Genomic DNA, 18,315 nt, shown 5'->3' with positions numbered 1-18,315 from the left:
GACAAGCAAGAAAGACACCATTAACGTGCCGAATGTGGTATATCCAGTTTATGCTTATCCCAATAAGGACTTTGAGGTAATAGTTGCCAGAGGATTTACTGGAGTTCCTGATCGTAAGATGTCCGTGTATAACAAGTACGGCATCACCGCTGAAGCCAAATATAAAGAGATATCTGGGAAAAGCAAATATGAAAAAGACTATTCTATTTTTAAAGGAAAAATAAGCATCCCCCGTAGTGTACTTAAGAGTAATAATAACACATTATCTATTATGGTATTGTTGCGTGGAGTACGTCTTCAGCCTTTACCAGTCGGAGCTACATTGGGTACACTAATGAATACAACACCAGAAGAAGATATCTATTTTTCGAATATACAGAATTGGTCGCACAACTGGATCAATTATGATCTGAAATAAAATATTTAATCAATGAAAGGCAGTTTAACCTTAGTCTTATTATTCTGTATTATTTCCTTTTCTTATGCCCAGACCGATCCCAAGAAAGGAATGGCTTATGATAAGGAAAATGCGATGTACTATCGTATTTCAAACGATGAGCAGTATTTATATTTGAATTTTTATAAAGATGAGTATGTTCAGAAAATAACTTCCTTAGGAGGGATAAAGATATTTTTAAATATGAACGGTAAAAAAGACACTATGAATGTTCCCTACATTGTCTATCCTGTGTATAATCGCTCAAAAAAAGATTATGAAGAAATAGAGACATCCGGTTTCTCTGGGGTTCCTGAGGGGAGAATGTCTGTCTTTAATGAGTATGGTATAATGGGTGAATCTAAAATCATTGCATTATCCGGCAAAAATTGGTATTCAAAGGATCGATCTGTTTTTCAGAGTCAAGTCACTATTCCCTTGAATGGATTGCGCATTGATAAAAATAAGAATATAAGTATTATGATTTTGTTGAGAGGATTACGTCTGGTACAACCACCTCTTGGTGCTATTAGAGGGGCTGCAATGAATTCGAATCTTGAAGAGGAAGCGCTTTGGTCTCATATTGATGATTGGACTTGGTCGTGGGTAGAATATGAGTTGAAGTAAATTATTTAATCAATGAAAGTATTTCTTATTCTAATAACAATCTTTTTAAGCTTAAACTCTTATTGTCAGACCGATCTCAATGAGGGAATGACTTATGACAAAAACACGAAGCTTTTTTATAAAATTAGCAACGATAGTGAAAATTTGTATATAAACATATACAAAGATGAATATGCCCTCAAAGTTATGATGCAGGGTGGGATGCTATTTTTTATAAATACCGAAGGTAAAAAGGATACGACATCGGTCCCAATGATTCAGTATCCGATTTATAAGAAGCCAAGAAATCTGGAAGTGCTCCGTGTCGCGAAATTAGAAAATATTCCAGAAGTTGAAATGTCTGTGGTTAATGAATACGGTATTCTTGCTGAATCCAAGTTTGATCTTAAGGAGAATCTAGAAGATTTCCATATTAATAAGGCGGTTTTTTCAAGTAGCCTTTGTATACCTTTAAGTTCTTTAGGACTGGAAAGCAGGGGAACTATTGCCATAATGATTTTTCTTAAAGGTTGGCGAAATGTTGCCATTCCTGCAGGGGGGAGGTCTCCAATTTTAAATTCCCTATCCATGAATTCTTCTCCAAGTACAGATGCCCTCTCATTGGAGGCTGATACTTGGTCGGAAACTTGGATCAATTACGAATTGAAATAAGATATTTAATCAATGAAAGGCAGTTTAACCCTAGTCTTATTATTCTATATTATTTCCTTTTCTTATGCTCAGACCGATCCCAAGAAAGGAATGACTTATGATAAGGAAAATTCGATGTACTATCGTATTTCAAACGACGAACAGTATCTATATTTGAATTTTTATAAAGATGAGTATGCATCTAAAGTGACGAATCTAGGTGGAATCAAGATTTTTTTTAATACGACAAGCAAGAAAGACACCATTAACGTGCCGAATGTGGTATATCCAGTTTATGCTTATCCCAATAAGGACTTTGAGGTAATAGTTGCCAGAGGATTTACTGGAGTTCCTGATCGTAAGATGTCCGTGTATAACAAGTACGGCATCACCGCTGAAGCCAAATATAAAGAGATATCAGGGAAAAGCAAATATGAAAAAGACTATTCTATTTTTAAAGGAAAAATAAGCATCCCCCGTAGTGTACTTAAGAGTAATAATAACACATTATCTATTATGGTATTGTTGCGTGGAGTACGTCTTCAGCCTTTACCAGTCGGAGCTACATTGGGTACACTAATGAATACAACACCAGAAGAAGATATCTATTTTTCGAATATACAGAATTGGTCGCACAACTGGATCAATTATGATCTGAAATAAAATATTTAATCAATGAAAGGCAGTTTAACCTTAGTCTTATTATTCTATATTATTTCCTATTCGTACGGTCAAACCGATACGACGAAGAAGATGATCTATGATAAGGAGAATGCGATGTATTATCGTATTACAAATGATGATAAGTATCTCTATTTGAACTTTTATAAAGATGAATATGCAGCAAAGGTAGTAGACAAGGGCGGAATAAAACTTTTTTTTAACATTAAGGGCGAAAAGGATACGGTTAATATGCCAAATATGGTCTATCCGGTTTTTAAGTATCCCAAAAAGGACTTCGAATTAATAGAAATCAAAGGTTTTTCTGGTGTTCCTGACGGACAGATATCTGTTTATAATGAGTTTGGTATAACCGCTGAAGCTAAGTATATTGCCCGAGAAGGAAAGAGTGAGGTTGATAGAAATAAGTACGTTTTTGAAAGTAAAGTAAGCATCCCGCTTGAGCTGTTAGGTTTAAAAGAACAAAATAGATTATCAGTTATGATTTTTTTAAGAGGTATGCGGCTTGTGGCACTCCCCCAAGGGAGAGTTTCTCCTGTGTCCGAATCGACAAGCTTTAACTCAAACTCCGATGTGAATAATTGGTTTTTAAATATGGATACCTGGACACATTCCTGGGTAGATTATGAATTGAAATGATTTTTATAAACACTATTTACTTACGCCTATCTTAATGAGAATTTTAATAATAGTGTTCTTACTTTTTCCCATTTTTAGTTTTGGACAAACTACCGGAAAAAATGCATTTCTTTCATACTGGAAGCAAGATGTTTCTATTGATGGTAAAATTGACGAATGGAATAAGAACGATTTTATATATAACGACGAAATACGGTTGTGGTGTAGTCAGCAAATGACGACTCTTTTCTGTATTTGGCCGTAAAGAAGGAGGAAAATGCGAATAAAATTTTCAGCTGGGGTGGATTGCAGTTTTCGGTTAGCAAAGAAGATCGAAAAAGCAGTTCTAGCATTTCATTTCCATTGGCGGCCAAGAATGACCGAGCTGTTCCCCACAATCAACTAACAAGTATGGCTGTGGAGGGTTTCTCTAGTATACCTGAAAAGCAATTAAACTTATACAACGAGCACGGTATACAGGTCGGCTGGACTCTGGAAAAAGATAGCGACTATAAGTATGTGGATCCAACTTATCGGTATGAATTGGCGATTCCTTTGATACATTTGAAGTCATTGTTTGATGGAAATGAGATTAAGTTCAATATCCTATTACGTGGGTTTAGAGAAATCAGGCCTTCACAACAAGACATCGCTTTAGCAGAGCAGATGGAAGTCTCCATGCAAGAAAAATTGATACAGGTAATGAAAAGTAAGACCCCCGATGTACCAATGGAAGTCATAAATCGCAACTTGGCTAATATTAAAGATGATGGCCGATGGACAGAGTTCTCGGGTAGTTATCGTCTGGCTGTTAATAGAGAGTTTTGATTTGTCTGTTTTTTTTGCAGTTAAAATCATTTTAATAGACATTGTCTATGAAGCATATGCAGGTAAAGCATTATCTTAGAGGTAGATTATAACCCAAAGATTATGAGGCTTTTTTTATGCTATTTGTTGTTTTTTGTCTTTTTTGTGTCCTGTGCAGACAAGAAAGTGGAGATTGATTTGTCCGGTTTGGACAATATAGATGAGTCGATAGGCCTAGCTGTCGGCAAGCAATACTATCTAGCGCTTGTTATCGGGAATGGTTCTTGTGATCTCTGTGATCACTACAAAAGAGAAATATTAAAGCTTGACAATTCGCCTAAGCAAGTTTTTTTCGAGAATCTACTTATTAAATCAGTAGATATAACAAAGCCACAAAATCTCTGGATTAATCAAGTTGTAAGAGAGTATGGTTTCCCATTAACCGTTATATTCGATCCAGATGGTAATATTAAAGGTTTTTTTCGAGGTGCAAATATAAAGCGCTTGTTTGAGGGTATGGCAGCGTTAGAAAAAGATCAGGTCTATTATCGTGCAAGCAATGTCTTTCTCAACTTAGAAAGCAAGGAAAACCTTTCGAAAGACTTGGTAAGTGACCATCAAAAGATTGATTTTATTAACTCTGTGTACAGACTTTACCGCGAATTTAGAACAGGCAAAGAAGGTGATGTTAATCAAAGGAAACAAATTGACGAAAGTATCCGTATACAACCGTATTTTCTTAACAACTATCTGTTGGTAAGATCTATGGTTAATGATAGGAAAGAAGATGCTAGCATACTAGCAGCTAAAGTTCTCGACAATTATCCCGGCGAATTGGACGATATACTATATGGTGATTTCAAAAGAGAGTTACGTTCTATTGCTGGTTTGGATAATGCGGATGTTGTTGGCGCGCGTATTGGGTTTGACCGTAGGATTATAAATTTCGGTGAGGAAAAAGTTGGCAGCACCAAAACGATAGAGGTTCCAATATCCAATACCGGTACAGATGCATTGTTCATTTCAAATGTTCGGGGCTCTTGTACATGTCTGGACTTGAAGTGGCCTCGCGATTCTATCAAGCCTCAAGAGTCGGGCGTGATTCGCGTTAAGTACAATTTGGCCAATAGGGGGGATTTCAATCAGAGCATTTTCATTTCTTCTAACTCCTCTCCATTCCAGCCTGAGGAAGTTAAAATAATGGGAACCGTTAACTAAATAATTAATATTTACATGAAATATCCATGTAGCAGTAGCTGCACATACGCCCATAGTCCGCCAGCTGGCGGATGACAGATAAAAAACAAATTATACACATATGAAAAAAGTAATTCTATTTTTGACATTCATGGTACTAGGTGCTGTTATTGTGTCAGCTTCATCAGAGCCTGATGAGAATTTCTGTGATGGTCTAGCTGCGGGAATGTATGCCGATCCGGACGACTGTGGAGCTTATTATGTCTGTGTCCCACTAAATGATGGATCACTGCGAACCCTTTATTCGATATGTCCTGGGGGCTTGATTTACAATCCTGTTGATCAGCTCTGTGATTTTAAAGCGAGCGTTCCTCCTCCATGCGGAACAAAAGAAGAAGAAAAATAATCAACTAAGCCTATTCTCTCTGTAATTGGTTGGACTAGGCTTAGTTCAAAAGTAATTTTGTAATGAGGGAAATAATCATCACAACTTTTTTAATGCTTTCCTTGTTTGAAATAGCATTTTCCCAACGCGGTAAAGCTCCGGTAATTTCAGGACAAAGGATTGAAAATCTAAATTTAGACGGTACATTGGATGACTGGCCGTTAGAGGCTATACATTTTGATGAAAAGAAGGAACTGTCTTATGGAATAGCAAATGATAAAGAACATCTTTTTCTAGGTATCCGTACCAAAAAGCTTGGTAAGGTAAAGCTTGGCGGAGTAAAATTTGTTATAGAGAGCATAAAAGGTAAACGAGCGTCTGAATCCCGGACTATACTATCTCCTGTGCCACAGAAAAAGGAGGACGCGGAAAAAGCCTTTGAACAGATCAAGGTCTTTGGTTTTCCAGAGATAACGGATTCTATTCTTTCGATATATAACGAACATGGCATTCAGATGGCGTATCATCTGGATGAAAATACAGAGCTACTGACAATGGAGTTTGCGATTCCCCTTTCTCTATTACCCGATTTTTTTGCTGATTCCACTCTTTTTGATTTTCAAATTATTCTAGAAGGTTTTAAGGTCTCTCCCCAAATGTTTGCGGCATTGGCAAGCTCCACTACGAAGACACCAGAGGGAAGGGTCGTGAAGCTAGATCCAGAGGAACTTAACCTGTACACCGAAGATAAAGTTGTTGGTCGGTACCAGCTGTCAGTTCCCGAAAAATAAATTCAACTTTTTTTCATAGATAATGTCTATGAAGCATGTGGTTTTAAAGCGTTAGATTAGGGATAAATTATAGCTCAAAGATTATGGGATTTTTTTCGAGGCTTTTGTACCTGTCTAGACTTGACGTAATCTCGCGATTAAGCGTTGGGCGTGATTAGCGTTAAGTATAAATTGACCAACCGGAGGGAGATAAAGTAATGGAGATCGTTAACTAAATAATTAATATTTACATGAAAAAAGTAATTCTATTTTCAACATTCATGGTACTAGGTACCGTTATTTTGTCAGCTTCATCAGAGACTAATTGGAATTTCTGTAAGGGGCTTGCTGCGGGAATATATGCCGATCCGGACAACTGTGGTGCTTATTACGTCTGTGTTCCTGCACATGATGGATCTCTGCGGACCCATTATGCGATATGTGCGGAAGGCATGGTCTACCATCCCGTTGATCAGCTCTGTGATAGTAAAGCGAACGTCCCTCCCCCTTGCGGGACAAAAGAAGAAAAAAAGAAGTAGGTAAAACCGTTAGAGGCTATACATTTTATGGCGAGGGGGATTTACTTGCTAGGTTTCATTAATATGAGCAGGTTTATTTTCAAATATGGACACTTGGATGTGGCCATGGATTGATTATGAACTGAAGTAAATATTATAAACAATCAATGTTACAGCATAAAATCGGTCAAGATCTTCAGACCTTCTATATGATCCTTTACAAGAATAAGTATGTTCAAGGGGCTGTCTCAAATTCAAAACACCACGTCATTTCGAGCGGAACGCAGTGTAGTCGAGAAATCTAAATACTTAATTTTTAAACCTCTAGATTTCTCCGTTCCGCTACGCTTCAGTCGAAAGGACGGTAAAGTTTGCGTTTTGAGACAGCCCCTTACTTAAAAGCCCCATCACCTTTACGTACCTCGGTTTTATATTTGCTTGCGGTCCATATTTGTGGTTCCCAAAGAAACTGTAATTGAACAAACCTGCTTTTCCGATTGGTAATGCGGTCTTGATAGCCCAGTGTGGTGTATTGTCTCACAGGCGATATATTTTGTTTCAACATATCGACCAGCATGATTCCAATCATTCCATTTTTTCGTTTAAAAACACGTTTCTCAGCAGTTCCGTTAATAATAAAAGGTTTTTGAAGATCAGCGCCAAAACCTTCTATCAGCCGTTGTGTAATGTTAAAACTGATCCTAAAATCCTTGGGCAGATATAAAGCACTTTTTATATCAACACTCCATAGACTATTGTCTATTGCAGGCATCTGTTTGCTTTCTCTTCGAGTATATTCATACTGTAATCCCACGTCGAGATCGAGCCATTTGATAGGTACTGCAGATAGTCCCAATAGTTGATAGGTAGAGAATGATCGAGATAGGTCTTTTTGCGTCCCATTAAAAAAAGGCATTTGGTTCCACTGGCTATTTCCACTGAGTTTCAGTGATAGATTATTCTTTTTTAGTGATTTGGATACCGTATTTACAAGTGACAGCTGCTTGTTGCCAGATGTATTCATATAATAATTATTGTCTGTCCGCTACTATTCCTACAGCGACAAATGGCGCAATCCCTAACGGGGATCTCGAAGCCTGTAGCTTAAAGCTTTTTTGGTCCGTATAGTCGATCGATTTATATCCGTATTCAGCTTTATACCTTTCTTTGTCTGTTACCTCGCTCATTATGTTATACATCCTTCCTGCAGATTTATCTGGTTTAGTGACGACATTTAATGTTTTGATGGCCTCATCTCTTTTTACCTCGCCTTGACTTTCGTCTCCATAATCATCAATAATCTGTACACGTTCTACAATATCGGCCGGGAGTTCTTTTATAATGGCATTTACATTCCCCGAAAAATAATTTACACCATTGAATTTAGCATTGCGTATCTCCTGACCATTAAAAAACACACGGCCATCATTCTGAACCATTACTCCAGGTATCCGCTTCAGAAGATCTGCCAGACGGGCATAATCCCTTACGATATAATCCTGGGCCCAGAATTCGACTGTATCTTTTTTGAACGAAGGTCCTTCGCGAGCGATGTGTACCTCTTCGATTACATTTTCTTTTTTCAAAATGACAGGTGGAATGGTCAGAATCGGCTTAAGGTCATTCATGAGGTAACGTTGGGTAAAAGTACCATAAGCAATGTGTGATACCGAAACTGTAAATTCTGCATGGCTGACTTTGGCAAAGCTAAATGTGCCAAATTTATTAGTTCTCGTCGTCAATGAGTCTGTTTTGGTTCGAAGCACAATAGTAGCGTTGGCCACCGATTCGTCAGCATTGTTGCGTATCATACCGCTCACGGTACGGCTGTCCAAAGGTTGTGTTCGCTCCTGTGCCAAGAGTAGTACAGGGACGCCGAAGAGGACAAAGAAAAGAATCCACTGTTTTATCACAGCCTATAAACTATAGTTAAACCAGGTATAGCTCCAGCTCATCATGTCTTCAAAATCCTCGTCCGAATAGAAAAGACCAGCATCTGCTCCACTCGATCGGTATAACATGGAACCCGGCGTGTATGCCGGAGGCTGACGCATCCATGATACACCTTTTTGCATAATACAGATTGCTATATCTTTTGAGGGATTTTCTTCCGATAGGATATAAACCAAAGGTATCCGGTACTCAACAGTATAATTTTTCAGTGTGTTTTTTTCAAATTTAGAAACGGCAGCAGCTGTGATTCCATAATCATTGTATATGGATACCAGTTGTGCTTTTTTTGCCGTAGGGTTTATCTCCTGTAGTCTTAGGGTATGCCACTCACGGTCTTCTGGCCCACCGAGCGGATAGCCAATATTGAGAGCGGATATCGTATCTTTCTTCCCCGACCTATTGATATACAATTGTATGCCTCCTACATTCTTGGCTCCTGACATTAGTTTAAGTAAGCGTCTATCCTTTTTGATAGCGATATATAGATTATCTTTATCGTGGTGTACTGCGTAGTCAAGTAAATTTTCTTTATCAGCAACAAATTTTGTTTCGCTCCATTCATCTAGCTTACCATCCACGATAATACGGTGACTCGTATCTACTTTGGTGCCACAAGGTGCCAGTACATTTTCTGGGGCATCACATTGTTTGTTTAGTGGATCGAATACTTGACCATATGGACAGGCACCGACACTGGTGATATGATTTTTGCAGCCATAGTAGGCTCTGCATTCCGTAGGGTGTGGATATTTACCGTCGTCAAGTTTTTTACAGAACAAAGAGTCGACTGGTATTGCTCTAGCATAGAAAATGGTGAATAGGCTCCATATAGCCAGTAAAGTTATCTTATACATATCTTTTAGTTTTGGTTATTTAACTATGTAATCAATCCAGGAGTAGCTCCAAAAAAAATCGTCTATCATCCCCCTTCTTATTTTTACATCGGCAACTGTACTAAAATCAGGACTACTTGTAATCGGAGGATTTTCTTTAGTCATCCAATGCATACCTTTTAGTAAAATACATATCGATATTTTTTTATCTGATCCAGGGCGGATATGCTCTAGTGGAATTTTATATTCGACTTGATATTTGTTCAAGTTGCTATAGCCCGCGGTCTTATATTGTGGGACAGCTAGTATACCGTATTCGTTATAGATTGAAGTTATCAGGGGTTTTTTGAGTGTATCTACACGATTGAGCCGAATCTGATCCCAAAAAAAAGTGACCTCACGACCGATTGGGTATCCGATATTTACGGCATTAGTGGTATCCCGTTTTCCTGTTTTATCCAGATAAAGTTGGATACCGCCAATAATTTTACTTGAACTTATCTTGCCCGTATATTCATCTTTCCGGATAGCGATATAGATGTTTTCTTTATCATTTTGTATCGCATAGTGCAGGGCATTCTCTTTGTCAAAGACAAAACACTCCTCCTGCCAGTCGGACAGGTCGCCATCTACTTTAATTTGCGCAAAAATGGGATTTGTGTAGAAAACAAAAAACAAAGCAGTAATAATATAAAAGTATTTTTTTCTTTTCATATGTAAATAATTTGTCTTTTATCTGCTTAGAAAGTACTCCTGTTTTTGAGCAAATAAAAAGGTTTATACATTGCAATGTTAGGTGTTTTTCTGTTTTTGTTGTGTTAAATGTTGCTAAATATGTGTTAAACATTGTTAAACATTGTCATATGTTGTTATATATTTCGATCCCCTGTTGTAGATACGAAGTTAAGAGTAGTTTTTCTAAGGTTTCATAGACATTGTCTATGAAGAGTTCGGGGATAAAGCTTTAAATTGCAATGTTTTATTTGTTAACAAAAAACTGATTATGAGAGATCAGTTCGTTTATACATATGATCAATATCAGACCAATTAAAAACCGATATGAATAAACTCTACATTTATGCCCTTAGCTTTGTTTTTTGTTTAGCCACTTTCATAGCTCTTGGCCAAAAGACGGTGCCTGTCGACAAGCGAAATGTATCAGGTATCCTTCGCGATTCGTTGAATAAGCCGATTTCTGGAGCTACAGTTCGATTACGCTCTTCACAGGATACCCTACAGACTTCTACCAACCAGTTTGGGTTCTATGGTTTCAAAGATGTTAAATCGGCCGAATTTTTATTAAGTATACAGGCGATGGGCTATGGGCCGTACAATCGAAAATACTTTAACAACGATACCAAGGCACAGCTTAACATCCCACCTATACGTCTTGGGGTCAAAGAAGAAGAAATCGAGGCCGTTACTATAGAACGGTTGAAAGGCCCTTTGGTCAAAGGCGATACCACGGAGTTCTGGGCCAAAGACTATATCGTGAGGGACTACGCCCGTCTCGAAGATCTGTTGCGGCGCATGGAGGGGATCACGATAGATCCCGACGGCTCCGTCTTTTACAATGGAGAGCGTGTCGTCAAAGCCCTATTCAACAATGCCCAATATTTCAAAGGCTCAGTACAGGAAGCCATGAAAGAACTACCTGCGGATATTGTAGAGCGGATACAGATTATTGATCAGAATGAATCCGGAACCGGTTCTAAAACTATGAAGGATGAGCAATCGTCGAAGGTCTTAAATATTGTCACTAAAGCAGATAAGTCAGCCGGTCGGATGTACGATATATCCCTTGAACAAGGCACACAATCCCGATCGAAGGCGGACGGCTATATGCGCTGGATAGATGGACCGGACCAGACCTCTGTCAGTGCCGGTTACAAGCAGCTTCCTGAAGGTGTAAAGAGCGACCCTGTCCCAGGAAATATCGGGAAGGGATCTGTATCACGAGGGATTATCATGATGGAAGGGCCATCACTGGCTACAGATGGGCAGCGTAAGGAAACTTCGGCCTCTTTTGGCAAGAATATAAAGATAGCTGAGGTTTTCTCGATGTATCCACAGTACAATTTTACCTATAATGACCGTTGGTCTGGCACACAGACTCTTTCAGAGAATTTTTATGATGAGGGGACCATCGCCAGTATTAATGATCGCTATCGCGGGGGATATGAACAGAAGCATGCACTGACCAGCAGTTATAATCTAAAAGCAAAAAAAGGAGGTACCATAATGGGCAATCTATCTATGGATTATAACAATTACACGACCAATGAAGAGACCAGTAGCCAGCGTTCTGGTCTAGTCAATAGTCTGCAGGAAGAAACCTCTCATAAAAAGGGGAATAACTTTAATTACCGGTTTAACCTAGACTATAGAAAGACTTTGAGCAAAACCTGGAATCTGACCATAATGGCCAATAGTAGTTATCAAGGAGATAGGGCAGATGATGATCTGCGTACGGATGTCTATGCCGATGGTATTAATATAAATACCCCCGACAGTTCCGTACATCAATTGCGTAATACAGATAATGCTTCCTTTAGGAATTCGATCAACAATATGTTTACCTGGACCCCTAATGATAAACTCAAGGTTCAGTATCGGTTAGGATTAAGCAACAATAATTCGCTACGCGATATTCAATCCAGATTACTGGAAGGCTATGATCCAAACCTAGAGGCTAATCTCAACAATTATCAAAAGAATAATACATTCAGCATTCCTCTTAATATACAGCCTGAGTACACTTTTGCCAATGGCATATATTTGTCACCCAGTGTTGAATTAGGGAACAGCTGGCTTTCGGGAAGGCTTAATCGTGGTACAGCCAGTATTGAGCGCTTCGATGTATTGTGGAAGCCAAGAATGGCGATAGGATACACTAATAAAAAGATAGGATCAATTCAGATCGGTTATGGTACTACCTACCAACAGCCAGGGATAGCGCAACTTAATCCCGATGCCTATTACAGCTCACCCTATGACATACAGATCGGTAATCCAGACCTGAAGAATACACAGAGTACGGGAGCCGACATGCGATATTCCAAATTCTTCAATACCATAGGGTTTAATGTTTCTATAATATCCTTCTTTAATACCCAACGTAACCTCGTAAGCGGAGATAGGCGTCTGGAGATTGATCCGGTAGCCGAAGTGGTCAAGACCACGACTTATTTTGTCAATGTCGATGGCGGAAAGCGGATGTCACATATAATCAACCTCACAAAGACGATTAAGGGTATGAACTCTACTCTGAGTTATTCTTCAAATATCTCCAGCAATGAAACTCCCTATCTATCCAACGGAAATCAGGAACTGCGCAAAAACTTAATGCAGAATCATGCCCTTTCATTTTTCTACAGTCCATTCAAGTGGCTGGATATTACACCGGAGCTTAGATACACTGGCAATCAGGACCGTAATACACTTGCAACCTATGCTGGTAAGATCTATAATAATCTGTTCTATTCAGAGCTGAAGTTTGGTATATACTTACCTAAAGATTTTGTGGTTAATGCCAATCTGTCACAATCTGTATGGGAGACGACCAATATAATGTCCAATACGAAACCTTTTGTACTGAATGCCAATATCGAAAAGCGTTTTTTCAAGGAGAAAAATGGGATACTGAGTCTTGTGGTTATGGATGCAGCCAGGCAGAATGTTTTCACCAGTTACAGTAGTAATGAATTTGGCTATATCAATACGCTGACCAATCTGGACAGCCGTTATTTTCTGTTGCAGTTTTCCTGGAGGCCACAGATATGGGGCAAGAGCAAGCATGATACCGGAAAGGGGCGGAGAGGAGATGGATCGTTTGTTAAGTAATCGTATTTGTTATTCTGTATTTAATAAGTGTTTTATATTTAGATTTTTAACTGTATTGTGATGAAAGAACAAATCCATTTTATTTTTAGCATTTGCTTTATTCTTTTGCATGGTTTTTATAGCTGCTCTAACAAGGTCGAACCCGTGTTGCTGCAAGGTGGGACATTTTCTAAGGCTGTAAGTGAAGCTCGTGCTGATGGTAAAGGGGATTATCCTCATCTCTGCAACAGATGGGTGTTCTATGTGCGAATATTTTGAAGCTGATCTGATCAGAGACGAAGCGTTTGCCCGATCAGTGTACAAAGACTATATTATACAACGAATCAATTCCAACCAAGTAGGGGATCAATGGCTTTCTAGAATATTGAATACACCGGGGGTGCCCATATATGTCTTTCTAGATAGGGATTTACAAGTTCAAGCCATTAAAGGGGGAATGTTGCGTAAAGAACAAACTCAGCAAATACTCCAACAAATCCAAACTGGGAAGGATTATGTGGATACGGCATACCAATACGGCAAAGATGAGTCTGTCAAATTAGCTGCTATTCGAGATTACTTAGGTCGGCAGTTATACGCTCAGTATGTCATGGATCTGTTTGCCGTTGGCGGGCCCGTAGATGCCAGACATGGACACTTGGAAGACGAGCTGCTCAAAAACAATGCAGTCTACCCCTCATTTTATAATAATTATTTATTGAGTCAGTACAAGCTGTATCTAGGCGATACGATCATGGCAAAGCAGTATGCAGATGTAGCGCTGAAAGATACCGACCCCGCGACTCTTTATTTCAATGGCTCGCTCCGCGTAGAGCTCAAAACTTTGCTCAATAAGGATTATTCCGTATATGATGATCCTTATATCGGTATAGACCGCTCCGAGATACAGCTGGGTAATGTAGCGCAGGGCAAAACTATTGATATTCCTCTTCGGGTGAAGAATATGGGTAATAAGCCCTTACAGATTGGGGATGTGTTTACCAGCTGTGGTTGTACAGTGGCCGAAGTGCCATCAGATGAGATTGCTTCTGGAACTGAAGCTGATGTACGTATCAAGATTACGCCCACTGGGCTTGGCGCGTTTGCACATGCTGTAGTTCTGCGAAGTAATGCGATCAATACACCTTTGCAGCTTTATATCAAAGGAACGACAATAGATTAAATCAGAATTTTATTCATTAATTGTTTTATTTATAAATGTTTTATTATGAAAAAGTTAATCAAAAAAGTAGTGTTGATGGGGATTGCTCTTATTGGCTTGATAGGGTTTGTTAATGCGGACTGTTATTATGTGGGTTTGGATATATGGGTTTCTGAAGGCTACGCGATTCCTCACCCCGATGTTGATAAGTTTTTCCTATGCTTAGATGGTAGATTGGTTCAAGGTACATGCCCTCAAGGGTTTTATTTTTCAGAAGAGTCGCAAGATTGTTTGAGACCTCTATAGTTCTTTTATCGGTTTTGAGGTGTAGTAAAACCTCAAAACCGATAGATTAAAATGGGACAATGATCCTTAAGTATGTAACGAGTAGGTTTAAAGTAAAATCAGTTGAATATAAAATAATGAAAAGATACATTTTCACATTATTGGTTTTCATTTTGGTGAATGGATTAGTCAGTAATGCACAAAAGCTTCCCCAGACCCAGCAAAACAGTATCTGGTTAGAGAATTTCGAGGCAGACGGCAAGTTAGACGAATGGCAGCAGCCTTTGCAGGCTTATAATGACGATACATATATCGCCTACAGTTTGGCAAATGATGATCAGTACCTGTACTTGGCAGTGAAGTCAAACCGTTGGTCTAAAATACTTCAGACAAGTATGGTTTTTGAAGTGATCGACTTGGATGGTAAACCTGTCTCGGTCACATTTCCCAAAAAAATCGAAGTTAGTCCTCCTCGTTTTGATTTGGAGAAGATAATGACCAAAAACACAGAGATTAAGAGTAATGTGGATGGAATACAGAATATTCAAGAAGTTGGAATAATGGGAATAGATGAAATTAAGGAAGAGGCTATCCCGCTATTAAATGAATATGGTATAGAAGTGGGGGTTATGGAATTACTAGAAGAATCGGACGTCTATCCAAGTGGAGAGTTGTATTATCTTATTGAGATGGCTATTCCTTTGCTGTATTTTAAGATTAAGGATATTAATCAGGTTGAGCAGTTGGATTATCGGATTATTTTAAATGGGAAAGTCCCGACTGATATACAGAGAGCAACTCTTTCGCAGCCCAGAAAGGCAAGTGGTGGAATCTCACAAAAATTAGCTAATGCTATTTATGAGAAGGAAGTTGATATGTTTACGAAAACTGATTTAAACGGCACTTACCGCTTAGCGACTAAGCCTGATTAATTAGGTTACTTAATGAAATAACTATGCAATATAAACTTACTTTCTTTACCATTGTGTTTGCTGGTATGCTGACACAGAGCTATGCGCAAAAGAACAAACAGCCTCAGGTACAACAAACCAGCATCTGGATGGAGGGCTTTGAGGCAGACGGCAAGCTTGACGAATGGCAGCAGCCTTTGCAGGCGTATACTGATGATGGGCATATTTCCTACAGTCTAGCAAATGATGATATTAATCTATACCTAGTAGTTACATCCAACAGGATTTCAAAGATATTCCGTGGAGGAGTGACATTCGTGGCTAAGAGGGGCGATAGTGTAGACCTCAAAATAACTTATCCGTACAATTACACGTATGATATGATCAAGTATCCTAATGCGGCCTTTATGGATCCCGATAGACCAAAGAAACTAGAAGATTTTGTTAGCATAGAGACAAGCGGTTTGACTGAAAATGAAGCGCCGCTCATAGGTTTAGTTAACCAATATGGAATACAGGTTGGGATTGGTGATAAAATGGAGGATTCAAAAGTATTGGCAGATGGTGAAGAGTATATGATTGTAGAGTTTGCGATTCCTTTGAGTCATCTTGGTGGTTCTATCCCTAGCGAGCTTGAGTACGGCATCCATTTGAGAGGAATAAAGGCTCCCTCTGTTCCAGATTTGGATCGCATGCCTGATTCTCCGAATGCCCGAAGTAAAAAGGAACTTAATTATATTAAAATGTTAGCCAGAGATGCTTTTATACCATTAGAGCTTAAAGGCACTTACCGCTTAGCGACTAAGCCTGATTAATTAGGTTACTTAAAACAACAACTATGCAGTATAAACTTACTCTCTTTACCATTATGTTTGCTGGTATGCTGACACAGGGCTATGCGCAAAAGAACAAACTGCCTCAGGTACAACAAACCAGCATCTGGATGGAGGGTTTTGAGGCAGACGGCAAGCTTGACGAATGGCAGCAGCCTTTGCAAGCTTATAATGATGATACTCATATAGCCTACAGTTTGGCAAATGATGATCAGTATCTGTACTTGGCAGTGAAATCAGATAGAACAAGCAAGATATTTACAGGAGGCATCACATTGGAAATGGTCAAAGATGATGAAAATGTTGCGGTAACCTATCCCTACAATTTTTCATATAATAAACGAAAACATCGGAACACTGGGCTAAATCCCAATACTCCTAAGAAAATCAGTGATTTGACGGAGATCGAGGCTTACGGTATCCCAGATATTAAAACAAATATTATCCCTCTGCTGAATGAATATGGACTACAGGCAGGACTATATTATGTTAAAGAGGGGGAAGGCGACGAAGAAGAGAAGGAGGTGTTTTATACAGTAGAGATTGCTGTTCCTATACAGTATTTGCAGATAACCGGCTCGAAAGAGTTAAACTATCGGATTAGATTACGCGGTGAAATCCCTTCTCCTGATTTTGAGGGTGTAAAAAAGCCACAGGGATTTCATTTTAAGAGTGATGGTAGTATGGTTCCATTTTCCCAAGCGTTGATTGAGAAGATGTACCAAAAACATTTAGATCTATACAATCCTACCGAACTCAAAGGTACCTACCGCTTAGCTACTAAGCCTGATTAATTCTCTTACTTAAAACAACAACTATGCAGTATAAACTTACTTTCTTTACCATTGTGTTTGCTGGTATGCTGACACAGAGTTATGCGCAAAAGAACAAACAGCCTCAGGTACAACAAACCAGCATCTGGATGGAGGGCTTTGAGGCCGATGGTAAGTTGGACGAATGGCAGCAGCCTTTGCAGGCGTATAATGACGACACGCATATAGCCTACAGTTTGGCAAATGATGCAACCTATCTTTATCTGGCTGTCAAGTCAAAGAGAGCGATGAAAATACGCGATGGAGGGATAACCCTTGACGCGAAAACAAAAAAAAATCGATTACGGTCACGTTTCCTTACAATTTCACCTACGACAGGCGTAAAGATATAACATTGGCATCTCATCCTGATCGACCATGGAAAATAGCTGATTTCAAAGAAATAGAGATCAGCGGTATTCCGGAGATAAAAAGTCAGCTCATTCCTATGGTCAACGAATATGGGATACAGGTGGGTATTTCAGAAATAGATGAAATGCTGCACGAAAAACCTAGGAAGCATTATATAGTTGAATTTGCCGTGCCTTTACAATATTTTGGATTAACAGATTTGGATTTAGGAGCGATATTGGATTACGCTGTCGTGCTACAGGGGGTTATACCCCATCCAAGTGCAGCAGGGCCTCCAATGAAGCCAAGCGGGATAGCAACGGAAGACCCTAGTTCAGGGAGGGTTTTTACCGTGTCCGAAAAGGAGATCAACGAGATGTTCGAGGATATGTTAGATACCCAAAGAAGAACCGAACTCAAAGGCACTTACCGCTTAGCGACTAAGCCTGATTAATTCTCTTACTTAAAAAACAACAACTATGCAGTATAAACTTACTTTCTTTACCATTGTGTTTGCTGGTATGCTGACACAGAGCTATGCGCAAAAGAACAAACAGCCTCAGGTACAACAAACCAGCATCTGGATGGAGGGCTTTGAGGCCGATGGTAAGTTGGACGAATGGCAGCAGCCTTTGCAGGCGTATAATGACGACACGCATATAGCCTACAGTTTGGCAAATGATG

23 protein-coding genes are annotated in these 18,315 nt (G+C 39.2%); 19 read left to right on the top strand and 4 right to left on the bottom strand.

All coding sequences use genetic code 11. The annotated features are described in order from the left end of the window. From M472_RS45425 to M472_RS29800, 10 genes are all read left to right on the top strand, one after another. Positions 1-418 (top strand): hypothetical protein (locus M472_RS45425; protein WP_031301496.1); only part of this gene is annotated, 418 nt, incomplete at its 5' end. 12 nt (positions 419-430) lie between these two features. Continuing rightward, a complete protein-coding gene (locus M472_RS29845; protein WP_021069540.1) occupies positions 431-1,063 on the top strand; it encodes a hypothetical protein in 633 nt (210 codons plus the stop codon). Positions 1,064-1,075: 12 nt separating this feature from the next. Then, positions 1,076-1,714 carry a hypothetical protein gene (locus tag M472_RS29840; RefSeq protein ID WP_021069539.1) on the top strand — a complete coding sequence of 213 codons (639 nt, stop codon included), beginning with the start codon at positions 1,076-1,078 and terminating at the stop codon, positions 1,712-1,714. Between the two features lie 12 nt (positions 1,715-1,726). After that, positions 1,727-2,356, top strand: coding sequence for a hypothetical protein (locus M472_RS29835; protein ID WP_021069538.1), 630 nt, complete (start codon positions 1,727-1,729; stop codon positions 2,354-2,356). A gap of 12 nt (positions 2,357-2,368) precedes the next feature. Then, positions 2,369-3,013 carry a hypothetical protein gene (locus M472_RS29830; protein ID WP_021069537.1) on the top strand — a complete coding sequence of 215 codons (645 nt, stop codon included), beginning with the start codon at positions 2,369-2,371 and terminating at the stop codon, positions 3,011-3,013. A 234-nt stretch (positions 3,014-3,247) separates the two neighbouring features. Then, positions 3,248-3,820 carry a hypothetical protein gene (locus M472_RS29820; protein ID WP_021069535.1) on the top strand — a complete coding sequence of 191 codons (573 nt, stop codon included), beginning with the start codon at positions 3,248-3,250 and terminating at the stop codon, positions 3,818-3,820. 102 nt (positions 3,821-3,922) lie between these two features. Beyond that, entirely contained in the window at positions 3,923-5,017 is a 1,095-nt protein-coding gene (locus tag M472_RS44440; RefSeq protein WP_021069534.1) for a DUF1573 domain-containing protein, read from the top strand. 100 nt (positions 5,018-5,117) lie between these two features. Further along, the gene (locus tag M472_RS29810; RefSeq protein WP_021069533.1) at positions 5,118-5,402 is read left to right on the top strand and encodes a chitin binding peritrophin-A domain-containing protein; all 285 of its coding nucleotides are present in this window, start codon (positions 5,118-5,120) and stop codon (positions 5,400-5,402) included. Positions 5,403-5,464: 62 nt separating this feature from the next. After that, entirely contained in the window at positions 5,465-6,172 is a 708-nt protein-coding gene (locus M472_RS29805) for a hypothetical protein (protein ID WP_144062666.1), read from the top strand. A 230-nt stretch (positions 6,173-6,402) separates the two neighbouring features. Then, complete coding sequence (locus M472_RS29800; protein ID WP_081643117.1) at positions 6,403-6,690, top strand: chitin binding peritrophin-A domain-containing protein; 288 nt, start codon at positions 6,403-6,405, stop codon at positions 6,688-6,690. 370 nt (positions 6,691-7,060) lie between these two features. Here M472_RS29800 and M472_RS29795 read toward each other — a convergent pair whose 3' ends face one another. From M472_RS29795 to M472_RS29780, 4 genes are read right to left on the bottom strand one after another with little or no spacing between them, the layout of a single operon-like run. Further along, positions 7,061-7,693 carry an outer membrane beta-barrel protein gene (locus tag M472_RS29795; protein WP_021069530.1) on the bottom strand — a complete coding sequence of 211 codons (633 nt, stop codon included), beginning with the start codon at positions 7,691-7,693 and terminating at the stop codon, positions 7,061-7,063. A 7-nt stretch (positions 7,694-7,700) separates the two neighbouring features. Then, a complete protein-coding gene (locus M472_RS29790) occupies positions 7,701-8,582 on the bottom strand; it encodes a carboxypeptidase regulatory-like domain-containing protein (RefSeq protein WP_144062665.1) in 882 nt (293 codons plus the stop codon). Positions 8,583-8,585: 3 nt separating this feature from the next. After that, entirely contained in the window at positions 8,586-9,476 is an 891-nt protein-coding gene (locus tag M472_RS29785; RefSeq protein ID WP_021069528.1) for a carbohydrate-binding module family 14 protein, read from the bottom strand. 15 nt (positions 9,477-9,491) lie between these two features. Continuing rightward, positions 9,492-10,169 (bottom strand): hypothetical protein, encoded by a 678-nt coding sequence (locus M472_RS29780; RefSeq protein ID WP_021069527.1) that lies wholly within the window; start codon positions 10,167-10,169, stop codon positions 9,492-9,494. A gap of 345 nt (positions 10,170-10,514) precedes the next feature. Between M472_RS29780 and M472_RS29775 the strand changes: the two genes are divergently transcribed. The 9 genes from M472_RS29775 to M472_RS29735 form a co-directional block, all read left to right on the top strand. Continuing rightward, entirely contained in the window at positions 10,515-13,298 is a 2,784-nt protein-coding gene (locus tag M472_RS29775; RefSeq protein ID WP_021069526.1) for a TonB-dependent receptor, read from the top strand. Between the two features lie 241 nt (positions 13,299-13,539). After that, complete coding sequence (locus M472_RS44435; RefSeq protein ID WP_021069524.1) at positions 13,540-14,460, top strand: DUF1573 domain-containing protein; 921 nt, start codon at positions 13,540-13,542, stop codon at positions 14,458-14,460. Positions 14,461-14,505: 45 nt separating this feature from the next. Next, a complete protein-coding gene (locus tag M472_RS29765; protein ID WP_021069523.1) occupies positions 14,506-14,745 on the top strand; it encodes a chitin binding peritrophin-A domain-containing protein in 240 nt (79 codons plus the stop codon). Positions 14,746-14,861: 116 nt separating this feature from the next. Further along, the gene (locus M472_RS29760; RefSeq protein WP_021069522.1) at positions 14,862-15,656 is read left to right on the top strand and encodes a hypothetical protein; all 795 of its coding nucleotides are present in this window, start codon (positions 14,862-14,864) and stop codon (positions 15,654-15,656) included. A 23-nt stretch (positions 15,657-15,679) separates the two neighbouring features. Then, positions 15,680-16,450 (top strand): hypothetical protein, encoded by a 771-nt coding sequence (locus tag M472_RS29755; protein WP_021069521.1) that lies wholly within the window; start codon positions 15,680-15,682, stop codon positions 16,448-16,450. A 23-nt stretch (positions 16,451-16,473) separates the two neighbouring features. Further along, a complete protein-coding gene (locus M472_RS44430) occupies positions 16,474-17,262 on the top strand; it encodes a hypothetical protein (protein ID WP_144062664.1) in 789 nt (262 codons plus the stop codon). Between the two features lie 23 nt (positions 17,263-17,285). Beyond that, positions 17,286-17,633 (top strand): hypothetical protein, encoded by a 348-nt coding sequence (locus M472_RS29745; RefSeq protein WP_021069519.1) that lies wholly within the window; start codon positions 17,286-17,288, stop codon positions 17,631-17,633. Between the two features lie 2 nt (positions 17,634-17,635). Then, entirely contained in the window at positions 17,636-18,085 is a 450-nt protein-coding gene (locus M472_RS29740) for a hypothetical protein (protein ID WP_021069518.1), read from the top strand. Positions 18,086-18,110: 25 nt separating this feature from the next. Continuing rightward, a partial coding sequence (locus M472_RS29735) for a hypothetical protein (RefSeq protein ID WP_037458193.1) occupies positions 18,111-18,315 on the top strand: 205 nt, incomplete at its 3' end.

It is taken from the genome of Sphingobacterium paucimobilis HER1398, from assembly GCF_000416985.1.
GTDB lineage: Bacteria > Bacteroidota > Bacteroidia > Sphingobacteriales > Sphingobacteriaceae > Sphingobacterium > Sphingobacterium paucimobilis.
Note: the sequence above shows the minus strand (reverse complement) of the source record. Positions and strands in the feature narration are given on the sequence as shown.